At 66.1% G+C, this 21,502-nt stretch carries 16 protein-coding genes; 10 read left to right on the top strand and 6 right to left on the bottom strand.

Annotated features, from left to right (window positions below; translation table 11 throughout):
* Positions 1-46: 46 nt before the first annotated feature.
* On the bottom strand, positions 47-718 hold the full coding sequence (locus BSZ14_RS04695) for a response regulator transcription factor (RefSeq protein ID WP_042490123.1): 672 nt from the start codon (positions 716-718) through the stop codon (positions 47-49).
* A 634-nt stretch (positions 719-1,352) separates the two neighbouring features.
* On the opposite strand from BSZ14_RS04695, the gene BSZ14_RS04690 reads away from it, so the two are divergent.
* From BSZ14_RS04690 to BSZ14_RS04680, 3 genes are read left to right on the top strand one after another with little or no spacing between them, the layout of a single operon-like run.
* Positions 1,353-2,948 carry a Tad domain-containing protein gene (locus tag BSZ14_RS04690; protein WP_241823636.1) on the top strand — a complete coding sequence of 532 codons (1,596 nt, stop codon included), beginning with the start codon at positions 1,353-1,355 and terminating at the stop codon, positions 2,946-2,948.
* Positions 2,945-3,541 carry a TadE/TadG family type IV pilus assembly protein gene (locus BSZ14_RS04685; protein WP_076710013.1) on the top strand — a complete coding sequence of 199 codons (597 nt, stop codon included), beginning with the start codon at positions 2,945-2,947 and terminating at the stop codon, positions 3,539-3,541. The genes BSZ14_RS04690 and BSZ14_RS04685 overlap by 4 nt, the downstream gene beginning before the upstream one ends.
* Before the next feature lie 53 nt (positions 3,542-3,594).
* Positions 3,595-4,314, top strand: a complete 720-nt coding sequence (locus tag BSZ14_RS04680) for a TadE/TadG family type IV pilus assembly protein (RefSeq protein WP_241823642.1) — start codon at positions 3,595-3,597, stop codon at positions 4,312-4,314.
* A gap of 29 nt (positions 4,315-4,343) precedes the next feature.
* Here BSZ14_RS04680 and BSZ14_RS04675 read toward each other — a convergent pair whose 3' ends face one another.
* The 4 genes from BSZ14_RS04675 to BSZ14_RS04660 form a co-directional block, all read right to left on the bottom strand.
* Positions 4,344-6,686 carry a bifunctional diguanylate cyclase/phosphodiesterase gene (locus tag BSZ14_RS04675; protein ID WP_076710011.1) on the bottom strand — a complete coding sequence of 781 codons (2,343 nt, stop codon included), beginning with the start codon at positions 6,684-6,686 and terminating at the stop codon, positions 4,344-4,346.
* Between the two features lie 335 nt (positions 6,687-7,021).
* Positions 7,022-7,222, bottom strand: a complete 201-nt coding sequence (locus tag BSZ14_RS04670) for a hypothetical protein (RefSeq protein WP_076710010.1) — start codon at positions 7,220-7,222, stop codon at positions 7,022-7,024.
* 9 nt (positions 7,223-7,231) lie between these two features.
* Positions 7,232-7,453, bottom strand: coding sequence for a hypothetical protein (locus BSZ14_RS04665; protein WP_241823635.1), 222 nt, complete (start codon positions 7,451-7,453; stop codon positions 7,232-7,234).
* A gap of 127 nt (positions 7,454-7,580) precedes the next feature.
* Positions 7,581-8,387 carry a transporter gene (locus BSZ14_RS04660; RefSeq protein ID WP_076710009.1) on the bottom strand — a complete coding sequence of 269 codons (807 nt, stop codon included), beginning with the start codon at positions 8,385-8,387 and terminating at the stop codon, positions 7,581-7,583.
* Positions 8,388-8,775: 388 nt separating this feature from the next.
* Between BSZ14_RS04660 and BSZ14_RS04655 the strand changes: the two genes are divergently transcribed.
* The 7 genes from BSZ14_RS04655 (at position 8,776) to BSZ14_RS04625 (ending at position 20,331) form a co-directional block, all read left to right on the top strand.
* Positions 8,776-9,087 (top strand): DUF2254 family protein, encoded by a 312-nt coding sequence (locus BSZ14_RS04655; RefSeq protein WP_076710008.1) that lies wholly within the window; start codon positions 8,776-8,778, stop codon positions 9,085-9,087.
* A gap of 141 nt (positions 9,088-9,228) precedes the next feature.
* The gene (locus tag BSZ14_RS04650; protein ID WP_076710007.1) at positions 9,229-9,594 is read left to right on the top strand and encodes a hypothetical protein; all 366 of its coding nucleotides are present in this window, start codon (positions 9,229-9,231) and stop codon (positions 9,592-9,594) included.
* A 411-nt stretch (positions 9,595-10,005) separates the two neighbouring features.
* A complete protein-coding gene (locus BSZ14_RS04645; RefSeq protein WP_241823634.1) occupies positions 10,006-11,718 on the top strand; it encodes a methyl-accepting chemotaxis protein in 1,713 nt (570 codons plus the stop codon).
* A 656-nt stretch (positions 11,719-12,374) separates the two neighbouring features.
* A complete protein-coding gene (locus tag BSZ14_RS04640; protein ID WP_076710005.1) occupies positions 12,375-14,393 on the top strand; it encodes an autotransporter assembly complex protein TamA in 2,019 nt (672 codons plus the stop codon).
* On the top strand, positions 14,390-18,544 hold the full coding sequence (locus BSZ14_RS04635; protein WP_076710004.1) for a translocation/assembly module TamB domain-containing protein: 4,155 nt from the start codon (positions 14,390-14,392) through the stop codon (positions 18,542-18,544). The genes BSZ14_RS04640 and BSZ14_RS04635 overlap by 4 nt, the downstream gene beginning before the upstream one ends.
* A 38-nt stretch (positions 18,545-18,582) precedes the next feature.
* A complete protein-coding gene (locus tag BSZ14_RS04630; protein ID WP_076710003.1) occupies positions 18,583-19,557 on the top strand; it encodes a quinone oxidoreductase family protein in 975 nt (324 codons plus the stop codon).
* A 156-nt stretch (positions 19,558-19,713) separates the two neighbouring features.
* Complete coding sequence (locus BSZ14_RS04625; protein ID WP_076710002.1) at positions 19,714-20,331, top strand: peptidylprolyl isomerase; 618 nt, start codon at positions 19,714-19,716, stop codon at positions 20,329-20,331.
* 18 nt (positions 20,332-20,349) lie between these two features.
* Here the strand turns inward: BSZ14_RS04625 and BSZ14_RS04620 are convergent, their stop codons facing one another.
* Positions 20,350-20,562 (bottom strand): hypothetical protein, encoded by a 213-nt coding sequence (locus tag BSZ14_RS04620; RefSeq protein ID WP_076710001.1) that lies wholly within the window; start codon positions 20,560-20,562, stop codon positions 20,350-20,352.
* Positions 20,563-21,502: the final 940 nt, after the last annotated feature.

Here is a 21,502-nt window from a genome sequence, read left to right as displayed (position 1 = left end):
CCGGAACGTGCTGATCCGGATGATATCGCGCCAGCGCAGCGGCGAGTCAGCCCTCGAAGAGATATCCCTCTCCCTTCACCGTCAGGATCGGGGACGGTCGGCCCGGCCGGTCGATCTTCTTGCGCAGCCGGGCGATATGGACGCTGATGAGATTGGCACCCGGATCGAAATAATAGCCCCAGACCCGCTCGAAGATGATCCGTCGGGTCATGACCTCGCCCTGGTTGCGCATCAGGAATTCGAGCAGGCGGAACTCCATGTGGAGCAGCCGGACCGGCTCGCCGTCGACCTTGACCGTGCGGCGGACCAGGTCGCATTCGATCCCCCCTCCGCGCAGCACCACCGCCTCGGCCTGTTCGCGCCGCCGGAGCAGCACCTCGACCCGCATCGCCATCTCGGCGAAGTCGAACGGCTTGGTCAGATAGTCGTCGCCCCCTGCGCGCAGCCCCGCGATCCGCTCGTCCACGTCGCTCAGGGCGCTAAGCATCAGGACGGGAATGGTGATATGCCGTTCGCGAAGCCGGGCGACCAGCGTCAGGCCGTCCAGTCCGGGCAGCATCCGGTCCAGCGTGATCGCGTCGAAGGCTTCACGGGTGGCCAGGTCCAGCCCGCTATCGCCATCGGCCGCCCGGCTGGCGCTATGCCCGTGCCGATCCAGTTCGGCCATGATGGCCGCAGCGGTGGCGTCGTCGTCTTCGATGACCAGAATGGCTGCCATGGCGCATGGCATAACCCCACAGCCGCGACATGGCCAAGGCGCATCGCCGCAGGTGAAATTCATTTAAGTCGGCAGTCGCGGCCTTTGGAGCGACAGGCATCCCTCTCATGGACTCGGTTCAGAAGGGATTCGAATGCGCCGCTCCCGAACATGGATGATCGTTATCCCGCTCGGCCTGATCGCTTGTCCTGCCATGGCCTCGCAGAACGAGAGGGACATGAGCAACGACTGTTTCGACGTGGCGGCCCCCATGGCAGAGGCGACGCCCTGTTTCGAACCCGGCCGTCACACCCGGCCCCATCATGCTCGCCCCCGTCACGCTCGCCATGGTGGCAACGCAACCGGCCTGGCCCCGACGAAAAGCGATACGGCAGGTAGCGATGGGCGGGCGAACCCGTCCCAATAGCCATTGAGCGGGGGTGCGCCCCTTGCCGGCGTAAAGTGAAATAGCGACGCCGACAGAAGGAGTTATGACCGACTTTCTATAAACCTGCCCTTTACGTTCTGCCGATAGGGCGAACGGATGGACTGCCGATTCCCCTGTCATGGAATGTCTCGACGACGGCATCGCACGTCACGTTTCCCGGCACCCGCCCTTCTCGCCAGGCTTGCCGCCGATCGGCGCGGAAACGTCATGCTGTTATGGGCGTTTTTCCTCATCCCGCTGGTGGCCCTTGTGGGATCGGGGATCGACCTGGGCACCGAATATGTGGCGCGCAAGCAGATGCAGATCGCGTGCGATGCCGCGGTGCTGGCCGGTCGGCGCGCGATGACCAGCGGAACCGTCGATGACGGCGTACGGACCGAGGCGGCCAAATTCTTCAACTTCAATTTTCAACAGGGCATGTTCGGATCGAAGCCGTTCGCGCCCTCCATCTCCAGCGCCACGACGTCGAAGACGACGGTCGTCATCAATGCCGCGACCACGATCCCGACATCGCTGATGCGGATATTCGGCTTCGCCGAGCTGCCGGTGAGCGTCAGCTGCAACGCCGCCCAGGATTTCGTGAACACGGATATCGTCTTCGTGCTGGATACGACCGGCACGATGCGTGACAAGGCGACGCCCAGCGACTCCCAGACCAAGATCGAGGCGCTTCGTTCGGCCGTGCTGGCGCTATACGATCAACTGGCGCCCGTTCAGAAACAGCTGGAGGCGTCCGGCATGCGTCTTCGCTATGGCGTCGTTCCCTATGCCAGCGCAGTGAATATCGGCAAAGCGATCCTGGCGGCCAATCCCAATTACATGCTGTCCGGTCCGTGGACCTATCAATCCCGGCAGGTCGTGTCCGCGAGGATGAGTTCGGACTATTGCGACTATTACTACGGCAGCTACAATTCTTGGTCCGGCGTCTGCACCTATTTCCGGTATCTGCCCCGGACTTTTGACACGTCGCAATACGTGTCGGGAGCAAGCGTCGATGTGGCACAAATTGTCGGCACCGCCGATTATTACGGCTTCAAGCCGGTTAGGACCACGCCCAGGAACGTCACTTGGGCGGGATGCATCGAAGAGCGGCAGACGGTGCGCATGGGGGCGAACGATACGGCGATCCCGTCGGGCGCCACGGATCTGAACATCGATCTGATACCGAACAGCGATGCGACGAAGTGGAAACCCTATTGGCCGGAGGTTGAATACACCAGTTACCCGGCTAGAATATACAGGTACGATCCTTACAAACCGCAATATGCCTGCCCTTCGCCGGCCGCATCTATGCAGGGATGGACGCGGGATGATCTGAACACCTATCTCAACACTCTTGTCCCGGACGGTGGTACCTATCACGACAATGGAATGATGTGGGGTGCGCGTTGGGCTTCATCCGGGGGCATTTTCGGCAGCAAAAACCCTGAAAAGTACAATATGATGCCCGTCAAGAAATACATCATCTTCATGACGGACGGACTGTTCGAAACCGGCTATTCCAATCTCTATTCGTCTTATGGCGTGGAACAACTCGATGCCCGGGTCACGCCTGGCGGACCATATTCGAATGTGAACGACCAGCTCGCCCGCCACCGGCAGCGCTTCAACCTGCTGTGCTCGCAGGCCAAGTCCATGGGATACTCCATTTGGGTGATCGGCTTCGCCGCGTCGCTCGATGCGTCGCTGACCAACTGTGCGAGCACGCCCAGCCAGGCGTCCACCTCGTCAAACCAGGCGGCATTGATCGAGCGTTTCGTTGAAATCGGCAAGAATATCGGCGCCTTGAGGCTGACCCAATGAGGGCGGGGCGGGGCGGCGTGCTGCGCCGGATCGGCCGCGATCATCGCGGCGCCTCGGTCGTCGAGTTCGCCCTGATCTCGGTGCCCGCCATCGTGATCATGTGCGGCCTGTTCGACCTGGGCTACCGCCAATATGCCGCGACGCAGGTCCAGGATGCGCTGGACCGTGCGGCCCGGCGGGTCACGATCGGGACCGATACGACGTCTGCGCAGTTGACCGCGATGGTTTCCGACAGCGTCAAGGCGATTTCGCGGGACGCCGATGTCATCGTCGTTCCCACCAGCTACGGCAAATTCCAGCAGGTGGCCAAGCCCGAACCGATCACCACCGACACGCCGCCGCTGGGCCAGTATAATGCCGGGGACTGTTTCCTCGACATCAATGGCAACGGCGTCTGGGATGCCGATGGCGCACGGGCGGGTACGGGTGGTTCCGACGATGTGGTGCTGTACACCGCGACGGTGACCTATCCCGAGATCGTGCCGATGAGCCGATTGATCGGATGGAGCGCGATGACCAGGCTGACCGCCACGACGATGTTGAAAAACCAGCCCTATGCCTCGCAGGCCGAGCCGGTGACCCGATGCCGATAGGGTGCCTTGCCAGGCGGCTCAGATGTGTGGCGGGCAATCGACGCGGCGTGGCGATGATCGAATTTGCACTTGCCGCGCCGGTGATCCTGTTCGTCGGCCTGGGCGGGGTCGAGATCGGCAACTACGTCACCGCGAACCTGCGGATTTCGCAGATCGCGATGGCGGTCGCCGATAACGCCGGTCGGGTCCGCACCTCGATCGACGAAGCCGATGTGACGGAGATCATGATCGGCGCCATGAAGATGGGCGAGCCGCTCTCCCTGGCGTCCAGGGGGCGGATCATCCTGTCCGACCTCGAGCAGCGGACGTCGACCACCGGAATGGGGGGCAAGGGGCCGGTCTCGGCCAGCAACCCCAACGGTTACCGCCAATGGTTCCGGTGGCAGCGTTGCGCCGGTGCGCTGGCGGCACCGTCATCGATCGGTGGTCCGATGAACGATGCCGGTGCCCCGATCACCAATCTGGACGACAAGACGAATGACGATCATGGCGCGGTGGAAACCGCGTCGACCATCGACGGCGTCGGCACGTCCGGACGCCAGATCGCCGCTGCGGGCGGCACGGCCGTGATGGTGGTGGAGGTCGTCTATGATTACCAGCCCGTCGCGCCGGTCAGCCTGATCACCGCCGCGTTCGGAAAGCTGAGGATCAAGCGCGTCATCGCCTTCAATGTCCGCGAGAGAAACAGCTATTCCCTGCGCAACGACGGCAAGCTGACCGGGGTCAAGCGTGCGGACTGCCAGATCTATGGCGCGGCGGCTCCGATGGTCTGAACGGCGCGCCAGCCACCCAGGCCGAAGGCCTAGGCGGCGTGTCGGGTGGATCGCGGCGCTCCGACGCCATGGTCCGGCGTCATCAATCCGGGCCTGCCCAGCAGATAGCCCTGTGCTTCGTTGCATCCTTCCGCGCGAAGGAATTCGAGTTGCGAAGGCGTCTCCACGCCCTCGGCCAGGATAGGAATCGACAGGCTTTCCCCCAGCGCCAGAACCGCCCGAATGATCGCCGCCGACTGCGGCGCGATATCCAGTTCGGTCATGAACGAGCGGTCGAGCTTGATCTTGTCGAAGGGGAAGGAACGCAGCGTCGACAGCGACGAATAGCCGGTGCCGAAGTCATCCATGGCAATCGACACCCCCAGCGACTTCAGCTGGCGCAACACATGGGTCGTACGCTCGGGATCCGTGATCATCGCGGACTCCGTGATTTCCAGCTCCAGCCGGGTGGGCGCCAGGCCGGTTTCGATCAGGATCTGGTGGACCAGCCGGGGCAGGTCGACATGGCCGAGCTGGACGGGGGACAGGTTCACCGCGATCTTCCACGGGGTGGGCCAGGTCGCCGCTTCCCGACAGGCGCGTCGCAGGACCCATTCGCCGATCGGCAGGATCAGACCCGTCTGTTCGGCGATGGCGATGAACTCGAACGGCGAAACGTTGGTGCCGTCGGGTTTCGTCCAGCGCAGCAGCGCCTCATATCCGGTGATGTCGCCCGTCTCGACCGAGGCCTGGACCTGCCAGTGGATGGCGAACTGGTCATGGTCCAGCGCGTCGCGCAGTTCGGTGGCGATACGACGGCGGGTGCGGACCGTCTGGTCCATTTCCTCCTCGTAAAAGCAGAAGTCCGTCGCGATGCTGGATTTCGCCCGGTACATGGCGAGGTCGGCATTGTTGATGAGGGCCGATATCTCGTCCGCATCCTGCGGCCACAGTGCGACGCCGACGCTCATGCCGCAGCTCAGCGTCGAGCGGTCATATTCCACGGGCAGGGTGATCGCGGTCCGCAGGCGATCGATCAGGTCGATCGCATCCTCGTGATTGTCGATGCCGATGAGCGCGACGAATTCGTCGCCGCCCAGCCGGGCCAGGAACTCGCCGGGCCGCGTCAGCGCCTTCATTCGCATGCCGATCGTCGCCAGCAGATGGTCCCCCGCGGCATGGCCATGCGTGTCGTTGACTTCCTTGAACCGGTCGAGATCGATCGACAGCAAGGCCAGCGGACGCCCCGGTCCTTCCGTTGCCGCCTGGCGATGCGACCATTCCAGAAACGATGCGCGATTGGGCAATCCGGTCAGGCCGTCGTTGCGCGCCAGATGCGCGATGCGCCGCTCCTGCGCCAGTCGCTGACGCACGTCGCGAAGCGCGTAGATCATGTGGGATTTCGTCTCGCTCGTATCGACGCGAAGGGCGATCTCGACGGGGATGGGGGTGCCGTCGACGGCTTGCAGAGTGCGCTGCGCGAGCGAACCGGGCCTGACCGACCCGATGTCCGAAACCCAGCGATGCAGCGATTGGCCCAGGACATCGTCGTCGGTGCCCAGAAGATCGGTGAAGGCGCCGTTCGCGGCGACGATCACGCCGTCGCTTTCCACGATCATCGCATCGACACTGCCCTCCATCACCTGGGCCAGGCGACGCTGCGAGGCGATATGCGCCGACGTATCGAGTACGGAAGTGGCAAACCCCGTGCCGAGCACCAGCAGCCCGACCGCCGCCACCGCAAACGCCATGATCATCGTGGCGCTCTGGCTGTCCGCCTGGCCCAGGTCCGGGGCGACGGGAATGACCGTCAGGGCCGCCATGCCCGTGAAATGAAGCAGGACGATGCTCGTGACCATGAGCGCGGTGGCAGGCCATGGATTGCCCCGTTCGTCGCCCGACAGGGCGCGGCTGAACGCCAGCGCCCCGAAGAAAATGGAGAACAGGATCGACGCGGCCACATAGGCTGGCGACCATTCCACCAGCCCCCTGGCCGCGAAAGCCATCATGCCGGTATAGTGCATCGCGGTGACCGCCAGGCCGAAGAGCATGCCCCCCGCCGCCGGGGCAAACCTCCGACGACGGGCCGCGACGGCCAGTGCGACGGAACTGCCGAAGATGGCGATAACAAGGGACAGGGCGGTGAGCGGCGGGTCATAGGCGACCGCCACGCCCGGCTGGTACGCCATCATCGCGATGAAATGCGTGCACCAGATGGTCGCGCCGGTCGATACGCCGCCCATGAACACCCAGGCCAGAAAGGTGCCCGGATCGGCGGAGCGCAGCCGCTGGAGCAGTCTTATCGTGACCGCGGATCCCGTCAGGCAGAATATCGCGGCAAGCACGACCAGACCGAGATCATGGTCATAGGCGAGGCAGGTTAGAAAGCGCATCGGTCCTCCAGACCGGCGGCGTTAGGAACATAAGTTAAACCACTGCCTAAAATGGACAGTTAAGAGATGTGGTTAATATCGCCCGCTATGGCGGCAGCCGATCCATCCCGAACCGAGGGCGGGGGCGATTTTCAACGCAATGGCGTGGTGAACGGCGGGGGCTTGTCTAGCCCTCCCATTCCCCTGATCGTTAACGTCAGGCGTGAAGCGAGACCGTATCGACGTGGACGCGCCGCTCTGGCGACCGGATGCGGAGCGCGTGACCGCCTCGACTCTGACGACCGTGCGCCACGTCTCCGGCAGGTTTCGCTCCAAAGTCTGTCCGGTGGCCGACCTCACGCCTCCCGGATATCGGGAAAGCCATAGAGGGAGGGTTCGTCCTCTGCCGTTCCCGTGGCAAACACCGCCATGTCGTCGGGCTGTATCTCCAGTTTCGCCCAGCGGTCCCAGCCGATATGGATAAAGTCCGGCGGGCCGAAGACCCGCACCGCGCGGGCATATTCGTCGCCGCGAAAACCCACGAAGTGCAGGGCCATCCGGCTGGCTCAGGCGCCTTCGCGCCGCGCGCCGGCGATCATGCGCCGGGCGATCTCCCGAACCGCCGCGTCGTCCTTGTCCGAACCGTCCGAAGGATCGCCCAGATGATCGAGGCTGGCCTCGAGAAAGTCGAGCAGGCCCGGATGGCGGGCCTCGACATATTCCATCGTCTTGAACAGCAGATGCTCGGTCGCGATCTCGCGGCGGCGGGTCTGGGCGGCTAAATCCATCATCCTGTCCTTCTTCAGCTTTTTGGAGCCGGGTGAACGCACGACCTTCCCGATCGGGCAAACGCATTCCTCAGCCATGCCATCGCCGCCGCCCCGCGCCGACTGATCGCGCACTTCCGCAAGAGGATCAGAACAGAATGGCGCCGCCCGTGACCAGACGCAGATGGGGCGCGGCCGGGTTGAGGCCCGTCGCCGCCAGAATGTCGAGTTGAAGGACTTTGGTCGGCCGCCAGGCCGCCGACAGGGCGGCCAGGGCCAGCGTCTCATGCTGATCCGGTTCGTCGTCGCGTTCCAGCGACAGTTCGGCCGTGGCCGTCACCGCATCGGTGAATTTGTAACGCAGGCCGGTAATCTCGTTATAGGCGAGGTGTCGGCCCATGCCGGACCGGTTCGCCGCCGCATCCGCCTCTCCCGTCACGGCGATCGCCAGCTTTTCGGTCAGCTCATATTGGACCGGGATGATGATCCCCGTCGACCAGCTCCCCGCGCCGATCGGATAGCGCCCCGTTGGCGCGGTCACAAAGGCCTGGACGCCCGCCGAGAAAGGCTTGCCCTTTTGCCCGGCCAGATGCTGGCGGACCGCGAAGGTCACATCGCCGGTGTCCGTGGCGGTGTCGACCATGGCCGTGGCCTTGTCGCGCGTCCGGTCGCGGCCATAGCCGACCCAGTCGAGCTGAAGCTCGGTATTCTTGCCGATACCCACGCGGGTCAGGATGTCGGCGGTGGCGATATGGTCTTCACGCTGATCAGGTTGGTCGTCCCGCTGCCAGTCCAGCGTGGATACCTCGAAATGCACCCGCCCCGGCTCGGTCGTGCAGCTCGACCCGCCCAGGTTCGGCCTGGTGGGGCAGAAGCGGGGTTCGTCCTCGGCAAGGGCAGGAACCCCGACCGTCATCATCGCAGCGGCCAGCAGCCAACCCCAAGCCTTCACCATCGCCGCCCCCTGTAACTGTTTGATTCACAAGCCTTGCATCGGTTTGTCGGCGCGATGCAACGGTAAAGCCGTGAGCGGTTTCCACGGGAGCGCGCCCGGCGAGCCATGGGAGGACCGCCCATCGCGCAAAGACCCTTGAGCCGAATGTCCGTCCCTTGCGTATGAACTGCTGGATAAATGATGGCCGGCCGTCGGCATTTGATCGCGTCCGACGCCGCGGGAACCCGGGGCGGGGGGCGACGATCATCTTCAGCCTGGGCCGCTTACGCGGCGAAAGGAGGCGAGGGACCCCCATGATTTCCAAGGCCTGTATCGGATGGCTGCTCCATCGATCGCCCGGAAAATAGGGTTTCGTGCGGCCCTTATCAGCCTGACCAGCTGATCTCGTATGTCGCAAAATGCGCTGTCGACCTTTCTGGGTGCCTTTATCTTTTCCGTCGTCGGCATCATCGGCCTGCAAACACGGCTCTATGGCGTCGAAGGGGCGCGTGCTTCTCCTGATCTCCACGGTCTGGCTCGTGGTGCCGTGGCCGTGACCCTGTTGCGCTGGATCGCCCATCCCGCCGCTTTCGGGCGCATGTCGGACGTGATCGACCGGGCCAGGGATGCGACACGATCCGCGATCGTGACATTCGCGAAAGATCCCCATCAGGGTGGGCGACCGGCCGTCGAGCGCAATTCCGGGCACCCTGGTACATAAGGGGCGTCCGCTGCTCCGGGCGGTCGGCGGTCATGCCGACCTGGATGACGAATTGTCGGGCGCCTTCGTCATCGAGCGGCATCGCGATTTCGACCATGATCCTCGGCGGGGCAGATCGCCCTGGGCGAGATTGCCGGACACGTGCTGGCGCCCGAGACCCATGATCCGGGTGCCGCGATCGAGGTGTTGAACGCGCTGCTCGGAACCCTCAGCGAACTGCCCGCGCAGCCGCCATCTCCAGACGAAGAGCAGCCGCCGGTCTATGGGCCGCATCCTTCCGTCGACGAGCTGATCCGTGCCGGTTTCGCACCGATCATGCGGGAGGGCGCCATTCGTACCTTCAAGGTGCTTCATGCCTTGGGGGAAACCCTGCCACATGCCCTCCCGACCACGCAGGCGCTCACAACCGAGCTGAAGCAGAATATCGAGCGGATGATGCTCAATCAGGCCGCGCTGGCCAGAACGCTGGCCGTCTATCAGGATCAAGTGTCCGCTGCAGGCTACTGAACCACTCTACAATGGTAGTCATTTTACCTACAATTGTGATGATGGAGTAGGCTGTTTTAAAGAAAACAGGCGAGAATGCGTGAAGTCATGTTTGGTTCCCTGAAAATAACTGTCGATCAGGATATACGGGAATTTTGGGAATTGGCGCATTTGAAGAATGTATACCGCTTCTTAACGGAGTGCTTCCTATCAGCCTGCCCGTCGTGACTGGGATCGGTGCCCTATATGCTCGCCTTGGCGTCATCGGTGCTCAAGATCCGGGATCATGGCCCCTAGTCAGCTTGTCGCCAAATGTCTGCGTATGTCAGGAGGCGAATATCACCGGAACATGATCTTATGCGCTTTTTCGATAACCTTACAATGGTAAGAAAACTTGCCCTGTGTTTGGGGGTTATTCTGGCGCTAACTTTGGTGACGAACCTTGTCATATACGCCAAAAAGAATCAGGTTCGCGAAACGACGAATATCAACGAGCATACGTACAAGGTCATCATGGCCTCGAACAAACTCGTCGAGGCGATGATCAATCAGGAGACGGGCCTTCGCGGTTATCTGTTGACCGGCCGCCGGGATTTTCTGGCGCCCTATGACCAGGGGGCGTCGGACTTCGACCGGGCCGTGACGGAAGCCCGCCGATTGACCAGCGACAATCCGGGGCAGCAGGCTCGCCTGACCGATGTCGATGCGCTGGCCAGGCGCTGGCGCGACGAGGTGGCGAAGCCCAATATCGCATTGATGACCGCGCCCGCGACCCAGGCGGAAGCGCGGGCCAGCGCGGCGAAGGGGCTCGGCAAGGCGCTGATGGACCGGCTGCGTGCGCAGGCGGGGGCCGTGATCGCCGCCGAAAACCTGCTGCTGGCCGAACGGCAGGCGTCGCAGGAAGCGGCCTTCGTCATGATCTCCCGCGCGATCTTCGGGGGCATGCTGGTCAGCCTGTTGCTGGCCATCGCCATCCTCGTCCTGCTGGTCCGGCAGATCGCCCGGCCGGTGAACGCCGTCACCCATGGCCTTAAGGCATTGGCGAGCGGAGACATGGCCGTGACGTCGATCGATGTCGACCGGCGTGACGAGGTCGGGCAGCTGGCGGCCGCGCTCGACAATCTGCGCGGGCGATTGCTGGCGGCGGACGAGGCCAAGAACGCGCAGGCCAGGCTTATCGTCAACAGCGTGGGAGCGGCCCTGTCCAAATTGGCGGAGGGCGACCTGCTGTCCCGGCTGGATAGCGATCTCGACGGCCCCTTCGCTGCGATCAAGCGCGACTTCAATCGGGCGGCGGACGCGCTGCAGGCCGCCATGGCCCAGGTCTCGGCCTCGACCGGCGGCATCATCGAGGGCGCATCGGACATCCGGCAGGCTTCCGACGACCTGTCGCAGCGGACCGAGCAGCAGGCGGCCAGCCTGGAGGAAACCGCCGCCGCGATGGCCGAGATCACGACCACCGTGCGCAAGACGGCCGAGCAGGCGGGGCTGGCTCGCCAGATGGTCGGCCAGGCGAAGGACGAGGTGCAGCATTCCGGCCGGATCATGGAGGATGCGGTGGCCGCGATGAACGGGATCGAGCGTGCCTCGACCGAGATATCCGATATCATCTCGGTCATCGACGGCATCGCGTTCCAGACCAATTTGCTGGCGCTGAACGCCGGGGTCGAGGCGGCGCGGGCGGGTGATGCCGGAAAGGGCTTTGCCGTCGTCGCCTCGGAGGTTCGCGCGCTGGCGCAACGATCGGCCGATGCGGCCAAGGACGTCAAGGCGCGTATTTCGGTGTCCGCCGAGCAGGTCGATGCGGGGGTCGGCCTGGTCAACGAAACGGGCCAGGCGCTGGCGCGCATCGTGACGCGCATCACGGAGATCAACCATCTGATCAACGACATTGCCGTTTCCGCCGAAACCCAGAGCAGCGGGCTTCAGCAGGTCAATATCGCGGTCGGGCAGATGGACATGGTGACGCAGCAAAATGCCGCCATGGTCGAGGAGGCGACGGCGGCGGTCCGTAGCCTGGCGGGGGAGGCCGACGAACTCTCCCGGCAGATGGCGCGCTTCTCGATCGCCCATCATGGAGGACGGAGCGTGACGAATATCGCCAGCCTGGACGACCACCGTTATCGGCGGGCCGCCATCGGATAAGGTCGCTCCGGCGGCGGGCGTGAGGCGGACGATCGGTTGCGTCCTGCGCATGATGTCGCCACGCCCAGACGATGATCGCCATCAGGCCCGGTATTTTCCCGCAGCGAGGGCGGCCCCTCGCTGCGGGGAATTCGGCACGCAGGATGATGGGACGGATGGAGCGAGGGTGGGGACTCGCCCATGGTATGGCCCGGGATGGTCGACCGATCCTTCGGCCGCTCGGCCTTTGACCATGCCGAATGCCGTCGCGGCGAAAAACCGCGAGGCGATGGGGCGAGTGAGGCCAAGGGCTGCGCCCAGATCGCCGCAATCCGCCCGATAACGGCATATGCCATGCCATGGCAGCGACGGTTTCTGGATGGACGAAAAGATGATGCCAGGCGCATCACCTCGACGAAGGCACAGATTCCCGCCGCTGTCCGACCCCGGCCTTCGCCGGGGCAGGCCCTGGCCGTTCGACCACGGATGTTTCACTTTCGCCGGCCGATGCTCGATACCGTGCTCCATCGCAGACGCGGGCGACGATGAGATGGAAGGCGTATTTGCGGCGTGCCCGGCAGGCGCGACGCGCTTCGCGACGACCGGATCGGCAAATCTGTCCAGATGATGGTGCTTTGGGGTGTCGCTGTCGCATCCGCGCGGCTAGGGATTGGCGCATGATGGTCCGCGTCGGGCGGCCGCGCCGCTCGGTCGCCATCATATGCTTGGCAATGGGTCTTGGCGGCGCGGGCTGGCCCGCCGTTGCGGCTGCGCAGGTCGCGAGCCCCGCCACCCCGCCGCCGTCCACGGCGCACATGGGGCAAACGATACCGGGCAGCGACCTGCCCGACGATCCGACCATGCTCGACCCCTCGGCCCCGCTGGCACCCTTGCCGGAGATCGGCGTCGCCTGGCCCGACCTGGCGACCGCGCCCGGCGACGCGATGGCGACCATCGTCGCCACCGTCGATGCGGCGGCGGAGCGGCGCTATCGCTGGCGTGTCGACGGGATCGAGGGCGCGGGTGAACTGGTCCGCCAGCGTTTCGAGCAGCTCTCCACCCTGGACGCCAATGACGGCGAACCCGCCAATGCCGCGCAGCTCGACCGGCGCGCGCGCGAGGATGCCCAGCTGCTGACCAATTTGCTGCGCGGGGCGGGCTATTACGACGCGCAGGTGACAAGCCGGATCGAGCCGGGCAACGAGCCGACCGTCCTGCTGGAGGCCGTGCCGGGCAATCTCTATCGCTTTGCGGGCGTGACGCTCGATGGGGTGAAGGCGGCAGGCGACAAGGCCGCGCCGTTGGAAAAGGCGTTCGGGATCAAGCCGGGCGATCCGGTCAACGCCGACACCATCGTCGCTGGCGAGGCGCGGCTGAAGACGGTGGTCGGCGAGGAGGGCTTCCCCTTCGCCAAGGTCGGCGACCCACAGATCGTGGTGGACCGCGCCGCGCGCACCGCAACGCTGGACCTGTCGGTCGATCCCGGCTCGCCCCGCCGCTATGGCCGGATCGTCATGGCCAACGACAAGCTGTTCGACGCCAAACATGTTCAGGAGATTGCCCGCTTCTCGCCTGGCCAGCCCTATGACTCCGCCGGGCTGGACGATCTGCGCCGCGCGCTGGTGCAGACCGGGCTGGTGTCATCGGTCGACGTGAAGCCGGTGCCCGGCGACACGCCCGAGACGGTGAACGTCGCGGTCGCGCTGGAGCCTGCGCCGCCGCACACCATCGCGGGCGAGCTGGGTTACGGCACCGGCGAAGGCGCGAGCGCGACGGTGAACTGGACCGACCGCAACTTCTTCCCGCCGGAGGGCGCGCTGACCCTGCGCAGCGTTCTCGGCACCCGCGAACAGCTGGGCGCGGTCGTATTCCGGCGCAACAACTTCCAGGGTCGCGACCGGGTGCTGACCGCGCAATTCTCGGCCGCGCACATCCTGCGCGACGCCTATGAGGCCAAGACGCTGTCGCTGTCCGCCGGGCTGGAGCGCCAGACGAACATCTTCTTCCAGAAGGCCTGGACCTGGTCGCTGGGCGGCGAACTGCTGACCTCCGACGAGCGCGACGTGATCGAGAGCACCGGCCAGCCGCGCCGGCGGACCTTCTTCATCGGCGCGCTGCCGACCAGCCTCAATTATGACGGCTCGGACGATCTGCTCAACCCGACGCGCGGCTTCCGCCTGGGCGGGCGGATCAGCCCCGAAGTATCGCTGCAGGGCAGCGTGTTCGGCTATACCCGGACCCAGATCGACGCCAGCCTCTATCACCCGTTCGGCGAGCGGGTGGTGCTGGCGGCGCGGACCCGGCTGGGCACGATCCTGGGCGCGCCGCGCGACCAGATCGCGCCGTCGCGGCGTTTCTATGCGGGCGGCGGTGCCTCTGTGCGCGGTTATGGTTTCCAGGCGATCGGGCCGCGCGATGCGAACAATGACCCGATCGGTGGGCGGAGCCTGGCCGAATTCTCGATCGAGGCGCGGGTGCGCACCTTCGGGAATTTCGGCGTCGTGCCGTTCCTGGATGCGGGCAATATCTCCACCTCGCCGCTGCCGCGCCTGACGGGCCTGCGCTTCGGCACCGGGCTGGGCGTGCGATATTATTCCAATTTCGGGCCGATCCGCCTCGACGTCGGCACCCCGCTCAATCCGCAAAAGGGGAGTAGTCGGGTCGCGGTCTATGTCTCGCTGGGGCAGGCGTTTTGACCGAGGACGCAGAGCCCGCACCCGCCGCCCGGCGGGGATTCCGATGGGGTCGCGCGGTCGCCATCGCGGTGGCGGCGCTGGTCGGTATCGTGCTGGCGGCGTTGGGCATCGTCGATACCTCGATCGGGCATCGCTGGGTCGCGGACCAGATCGCGACCATCCGCACGCCGACGGGGCTTCGCTTCTCGGTCGGGCGGATCGACGGGTCGCTCTATTCCGACATGCGGCTAATCGATCTGCGCGTCTATGACCTGGACGGGCTGCTGGTGCAGGTGCCGCAGGCACGGCTCGACTGGCGGCCCCTGAACTGGGCGCGCGGGACGCTCGATATCCGCCGGGTCGAGGCCGCGACGGCGACGTTGTTCCATGTGCCCCATACCCGGAGCACGGGGCGGCAGACCCCGATCCTGCCCGATTTCGATATCCGCATCGATCGGCTGCGGCTCGACCGGCTGGTCCTCGCGCGGCGGGTGCTGGGGCGCGAGCGGGCGGCGAAGGTCGAGGGGCGGGCGGATATTCAGGGCGGCCGCGCGGTCGTCACGCTGTACGGCGTGGTGGCGGGCAGCGACCGGCTGCGCCTGCATCTCGATGCCCGGCCCGATCACGACCGTTTCGATCTGGCGGTCGAGGCGTGGGGCGTGAAGGATGGCGTGTTGGCCCGGGCGGCGGGCGTTCGTGCGCCTGTCTCGCTCAACATCGCCGGGGCGGGACGCTGGACGCGCTGGGACGGTGTGGCGAAAGGCCGGATCGGCGGACAGCGCGCGGTCGATCTGCGCCTGTCGGCCCAGGCGGGCCGCTATGCCCTATCGGGACAGGTCGCGCCGTCGCTGGTGCTGCACGGGCGGCTCCAGCGGCTGACCGCACCACGCGTCATCGTCGCCGGACAGGCCGATTTCGCGGAACGGCGGCTGAACGGCGCGCTCGTCCTGCGCTCGCCCGCATTGCGTCTGAAGGCGCGGGGGATCGTCGATCTGGGTGCGAACCGTTTCGAGGGCTTGCGTGTCGACGCCAGGCTGGTCCGGCCCGAGGCGCTGTTCCGCAACATGAGCGGGCAGGCGATCGGGATGACGCTGCGCCTCGACGGCGCGTTCGACCGGGCGGCGTTCGATTATCGACTGGCGGCGACACGTTTCGCCTTCGACCAGACCGGATTCGAGCAGGCGGTCGCGGCGGGCAAGGGCCGGTTGCAGGGCCGCTGGCCGCTGACCCTGCCGGTGCGCTTCACCGCGACGCGCGTGACCGGCGTGGGGGAAGCGGCGGGGGGCATCCTCCACCGGCTGACCGCGGCGGGCGACCTGCGCATCACCCCGCGCGCGATCATGGGGCAGGGGCTGGCGCTCCGCTCGGACAAGCTGGCGGGGCGGTTGAACCTGCGCATCGACCTGACCAATGGGCGCTATGATGTCGGGCTGGACGGCGCGCTCCAGCGTTACCTGATCCCCGGTCTCGGCATCGTCGACGTGAAGTCGCGGCTGACCGCCGTGCCCGGCCCGGACGGCCATGGCACGCGTGTCGTCGGGCACGGCGAGGCGCAGGTCCGGCGGCTCGACAACGCCTTTCTCCGTTCGCTGGCGGGAGGGCTGCCGCACCTGACCACCGATCTGGAGCGCGGGACCGACGGCGTCTTCCATTTCCGCCGCCTGGTGCTGAGCGGCCCCGACATCCGGCTGACCGGCGAGGCGATCCGGCGGCGCGACGGCACCTTCCGCTTCGTCGGCGGCGGGCGGCAGCGTCGCTATGGTCCGGTTCAGATGGTGCTGGACGGGCGGATCGATAGGCCGACGCTCGATTTGCAACTCGCCTCGCCCAATGCGGCGATGGGCCTGCGCGACGTGCGCGCGCATCTCGACCCGACCGATCAGGGCTTTGCCTATCGCGCGGCCGGGGACTCGCGGCTGGGGCCGTTTCAGGCAAGCGGTGCGATCCTCTTGCCGCGTGGACAGAATGCGGTGATCCAGATCCAGCCCTTGCTGGTCGCGGGCGCGCGCGCGACCGGCGCGCTCACCGTCGTGCCGGGCGGCTTCACCGGACGGATGGACGTGGGCAGCGGCGGCCTGTCGGGCGAGCTGCTGTTCCGCCCGGTCGGCGAGGTCCAGCGGATCGAGGCGCATCTGGCCGCCCGGCAGGCGCAGATTTCGGACGTGACCGTCCGTCAGGGCCGGGTCGACCTGATCGCGCTGCTCGATCCCGCCGGAGCCTCGGTCGAGGGCACGGCCAATGCGCAAGGGCTGCGGCACGGCGCGTTCAACATCGCGCAGCTGACCGGCACCGCCCGGATGCGCGGCGGCAATGGCGAAGTGCGGGTCGGAATCTCGGGATCGCGTGGCCGTGCCTTTTCGATCCAGACGGTGACGCAGGTTGCGCCCGACCGCTTCTCGACCACCGCTCAGGGCACGCTCGACCGGCGGCCGCTGCAGCTGCTGTCCCCCGCCATCGTCACCCGCGACGGTGACGGCTGGGCGCTCGCGCCGACGCGGTTGAGCTTTGCGGGCGGCGAGGCCAAGCTGGCGGGCCGGTTCGACCGCGACGCGAGCGAGATCCAGGCCAGCCTGACGCGGATGCCGCTCGCCGTGCTCGACATCGGCTATCCGGGTCTGGGGCTGGGCGGCACGGCGACCGGCACGCTGACCATCCGGCAGGCGATGGGCGCGCCGACCGGCAAGGCGGACCTGACCATCCGTGGGCTGACCCGTGCGGGACTGGTCCTGAACTCGCGTCCGATCGACATGGGCGTGGCGGGCGTGCTGTCCGCCGACCGGCTGGGCGTGCGCGCGGTGATGGCGTCGGGGGGCAAGATCATCGGCCGTGGACAGGCGCTCATCGTGCCCGGTGGCGCGGGCGAGTGGGCCAGCCGGATGCAGGGGGGGCGGCTGATTGCGCAGCTTCGCTATGCCGGGCCTGCCGATACGCTGTGGCGGCTGACCGGGGTCGAGATGTTCGACCTGTCCGGCCCGGTCGCGATCGGCGCGGACGTGACCGGATCGCTGGGTCAGCCCGTCATCCGGGGGGCGGTGAAGGCCGTCGGCGCGCGGATCGAGAGTGCGACGACCGGCACTGTCCTGACCGACGTACAGGCCAGTGGCCGGTTCGGTGGATCGCGCCTCGTCATCGACCGCTTCGCCGCACAGGCGGGCAAGGATGGACGGGTCAGCGGCACCGGCCAGTTCGACTTCGCCGCCACCAAGGGTGTCGGCCTGGACCTGTCGCTCAACGCCGCCAATGCGGTCATGATCGCCCGCGACGATATCGGCGCGACGGTGACGGGGCCGCTGACCTTCCACTCCGATGGGGTGGGCGGCACGATCGCGGGTGATGTGGTGCTCAACCGCAGCCGCTATCGGCTGGGCCGCGCGACGGCGGCCACCGCCGTGCCCCAGCTCAACATTCGCGAGATCAATATCCCCGGCGGCGGCGAGGAGGACGATGTTCCGCGCAAGCCCTGGACGCTGGCGATAAAGGCCCGCGCGCCGAACGGGCTGATCGTCTCCGGCCTGGGGCTGAACAGCGAGTGGTCGGCGGACCTGAAGATCGGCGGCACGCCCGACAATCCCGCCATCACCGGCCAGGCGACGCTGATCCGCGGCGATTATGAATTTGCGGGGCGCGATTTCGATCTGGCGCGCGGCATCATCCGCTTCGGCGGAGAGGTGCCCGCCAACCCCGCGCTCGACATCGCCGCCAACGCCAATGTCCAGGGGCTGAGCGCGACGATCCGCGTGACCGGCACCGCGTTGAAGCCCGAGATCGGCTTTTCCAGCACGCCCGCGCTGCCCAATGACGAGCTGCTGTCGCGCCTGCTCTTCGGCACCTCGATCGCCAGCCTGTCCGCGCCCGAGGCGTTGCAGCTGGCCGCCGCCGTCGCCGCGCTCCAGGATGGCCGGGGCGGACTGAACCCCATCAACGCGGTGCGGCGCGCGGCGGGGCTGGACCGGCTTCGCGTGCTGCCCGCCGACGTCCAGATCGGCCGCGCCACATCGGTCGCGGCGGGCAAATATATCACCCGGCGCTTCTATGCCGAGATCATCACCGACGGGCAGGGCTATTCCGCGACCCAGATCGAGTTCCAGGTGACTCGCTGGCTGTCGCTGCTCTCCAGCATCTCGACGCTGGGTCGGCAGAATGTAAATGTGCGGATATCCAAGGACTATTGAGGCGTTGCCCCGCGCGAATGAGAACAGGAGTGAGCGCCATGGAAAGGACCGCGTATATCGACCGGACCGGCGGGCCGGAGGTCATCCATTGGCGTGACGAGCAACTGCCCCCGCCCGCCAAAGGTGAGGTGCGGATGCGCCACCATGCGGTCGGGCTGAACTATATCGACACCTATCACCGCAGCGGCCTGTACCCGATCGAGCTGCCGGGCAAGCTGGGCTCCGAAGCGGCGGGCGTGGTCGAGGCGGTGGGTGAGGGCGTCACCGACTTTGAGGTCGGCGACCGGGTCGGCGTGTTCGGCCCGGCGCGCGGCGCCTATGCCACGGCGCGCAACGTCGCGGCCGATCTGCTGGTGCCGTTGCCGGACAGCGTCGACGACCGGACGGCGGCGGCGATCCTGCTGAAGGGCGCGACGACCGCCTTCCTGATCGAGGAGTGCGCGAAGGTGCAACCCGGCTGGACCGTGCTGGTTCATGCGGCGGCGGGCGGGGTCGGGCATCTCGCAGTCGGTTGGCTGAAGGCGATCGGCGCGACCGTGATCGCCACTGTCGGGTCCGAGGCGAAGGCGGACAAGGCCCGCGCGGCGGGTGCCGATCACGTCATCCTGAACCGGCAGGAAGACGTCGCTGCCCGCGTGCGCGAGATCACCGGCGGTGCCGGCGTGCCCGTCGTACTGGACGGCGTCGGCAAGGCGACCTGGGAAGCCTCGCTGGACAGCACGGCACGGCGTGGGCTGGTGGTCAGCTTCGGCAATGCCTCGGGTGCGGTGGACGGCGTCAATCTGGGCATCCTGGCCGCGAAGGGCTCGCTGTTCGTGACCCGGCCGACGCTGTTCGACTATGCCGTCACGCCGCAGGAGAAGCGCAGCCTGATGGCGCGTGTCTTCGCGATGCTGGAGAAGGGCGCGATCACGCCGGAGATCGGCCAGAGTTTCGCATTGACCGACGTTGCGGAGGCGCACCGCGCGATCGAGGCGGGGGACACCGTGGGGAGTACCGTTCTCATTCCGTGAGGTCATGGCGTGGCCTTCGACTTCGCTCAGGCGGAACGGCGGTGGTCGGCTGATTCCCCAACCCCGTTCAGGCTGAGCGAAGTCGAAGCCCAAGGGATTCACCCCGCCCCAAAACCCCGCTAAACCTGCCGCCAAAATCCGCACCCGGAGACCCAGATGATCGCGCTCCTGCCCCTCGCCCTGCTCGTTGCCCAGACCGCCCCCGCGACCCCGCCCGCACCGACGACGAGCGAGGCGCCCAAACCCGTCATGGTCCGCATCGCGATGCAGACCAGCCTCGGACCTGTCGTGATCGACCTCGACCGGACTCATGCGCCGATCACCACCGCCAATTTCCTGCGCTATGTCGATCAGCACCGGCTGGACGGCGTGACCTTCTACCGGACCGTCCGCGTCGCGCCGGATTTCGGCTTTGTCCAGTTCGGTATCCAGAACGAGCCCAAGCGCATCCTGCCCCCGATCGCGCATGAGCCGACGACGAAGACCGGCATCAAGCATACCGACGGCACCATCTCGATCGCGCGGCTGGCCCCCGGATCGGCGCGCGGCGACTTCACCATCATGGTCGGCGACCAGCCCTCGCTCGACGCCGATCCGTCCAAGCCGGGCGACAATCTGGGCTATGCCGCCTTTGGCCATGTGGTCGAGGGGATGGACGTGATCCACAAGATCCTCGACCAGCCCGCCGACCCCGCCAAGGGACCGTTCAAGGGCGAGATGCTGGCCGCGCCGGTAAAGATCCTGTCGGCCAAGCGGGTGGCGGGGACGAACTGAACGCCAGAGCATTCGAGCCTATGGGGCGGCGCGGACATGCCCGTCATCGGTCAGTTGCAACTTGACGGGCGGTTCCGACAACAGATTGAGCGTGATCGTCGCGCCATCGGGAGAGACGGTCGCGGGGGGATCGCCCCATTGCTCCGTTCCCAGGCAGCTGTTGACCATCCGCGCATAGCGTTCGGTCCGTGAACGGGTGTCGAGGACGCGGAACCATGTCTCGCCGCCCACCTGGCATCGCCCCAAAGTTTGCGGTTTGGAGGGATAGGTGTCGGATAGGACGATTAAGCTGCCATGCCGGGCGAGCAGCTTGACGACACGCGGGTCGTCCTGGGTACCTTGCTTTCATTGACTTTGCCAGGAACGGCAGCGCCACCCGGAAGAGACAGCCTATCGTCGCGTTTGGAGGCGCTCGGAGTAACGGCCGCCGATGGAGTCGCTGGGGCAGCACCGTTCTGACGGCCGGTGGAAACCGAAACCGCATTGGCCTCCGATTCCGATGTGCCACACGCGCTGACGATCGCCAGGCACGACGCAAGAAGCAGCTTGGGCATGTTAGCGAACGAGTCGATCCGCATAGCAGACTCCTGAATATCGATAACGGTCGACGCCCCGACGAGGTGGCTGGTTCAGCCGCGCGCCATCACGTGCTGGCAACTGTTGAAGCGTCCGCCCTTGATTGGCTGCATCCGTCATGTCCCAGCCTATGTTGCCCGTACCGGGGGCGCAAAGCATGTCAGGGTTTCTGATCGAGCTATTGCCATCCCAACGATGACAGGCTCCCCCCCATTCCATCGTGCAACGGCCTCCAGCGTGAGCTGTCGAGCCGCATAGCTGCGTCCCGGCTGGTTCAGATAGCGAACGGCTTCGTTGCGTTTGGCGGCGAACAAATCCGATCCGCCCTCCAGATTGCGTTTCCAGCCTCAGAACGGCAGGCAGGTCGGTAGGGGGTTGGTAAGCGGGGTAATTCTGTACCCCCCCCTGTCTGATGGGATGGTGGTATGAAGGTGTTGCGGAAGGGAGCCCGTCCCCCCCGAGGGTCTGGAGCCCGATAGGGAGCAAGGGTCCCTTCCGCGTTGGTCACAACCCTGAACAGTTGCTTGGGACTGTGGATCCCGCACGACATGGACAGGAGCCTTTACCATGCCACAAGCCGTCATCGGCTGCGACC

It is taken from the genome of Sphingomonas sp. Sph1(2015), from assembly GCF_001970915.1.
Taxonomy (GTDB): Bacteria; Pseudomonadota; Alphaproteobacteria; order Sphingomonadales; family Sphingomonadaceae; genus Sphingomonas; species Sphingomonas parapaucimobilis.
Note: the sequence above shows the minus strand (reverse complement) of the source record. Positions and strands in the feature narration are given on the sequence as shown.

Bases quoted from the DNA above. Each gene is read 5' to 3' on its own strand.
- BSZ14_RS04695 (WP_042490123.1), bottom strand. From the start codon at position 718: ATGGCAGCCATTCTGGTCATCGAAGACGACGACGCCACCGCTGCGGCC.
- BSZ14_RS04690 (WP_241823636.1), top strand. From the start codon at position 1,353: ATGCTGTTATGGGCGTTTTTCCTCATCCCGCTGGTGGCCCTTGTGGGA.
- BSZ14_RS04685 (WP_076710013.1), top strand. From the start codon at position 2,945: ATGAGGGCGGGGCGGGGCGGCGTGCTGCGCCGGATCGGCCGCGATCAT.
- BSZ14_RS04680 (WP_241823642.1), top strand. From the start codon at position 3,595: ATGATCGAATTTGCACTTGCCGCGCCGGTGATCCTGTTCGTCGGCCTG.
- BSZ14_RS04675 (WP_076710011.1), bottom strand. From the start codon at position 6,686: ATGCGCTTTCTAACCTGCCTCGCCTATGACCATGATCTCGGTCTGGTC.
- BSZ14_RS04670 (WP_076710010.1), bottom strand. From the start codon at position 7,222: ATGGCCCTGCACTTCGTGGGTTTTCGCGGCGACGAATATGCCCGCGCG.
- BSZ14_RS04665 (WP_241823635.1), bottom strand. From the start codon at position 7,453: ATGGATTTAGCCGCCCAGACCCGCCGCCGCGAGATCGCGACCGAGCAT.
- BSZ14_RS04660 (WP_076710009.1), bottom strand. From the start codon at position 8,387: ATGGTGAAGGCTTGGGGTTGGCTGCTGGCCGCTGCGATGATGACGGTC.
- BSZ14_RS04655 (WP_076710008.1), top strand. From the start codon at position 8,776: ATGTCGCAAAATGCGCTGTCGACCTTTCTGGGTGCCTTTATCTTTTCC.
- BSZ14_RS04640 (WP_076710005.1), top strand. From the start codon at position 12,375: ATGATGGTCCGCGTCGGGCGGCCGCGCCGCTCGGTCGCCATCATATGC.
- BSZ14_RS04630 (WP_076710003.1), top strand. From the start codon at position 18,583: ATGGAAAGGACCGCGTATATCGACCGGACCGGCGGGCCGGAGGTCATC.
- BSZ14_RS04625 (WP_076710002.1), top strand. From the start codon at position 19,714: ATGATCGCGCTCCTGCCCCTCGCCCTGCTCGTTGCCCAGACCGCCCCC.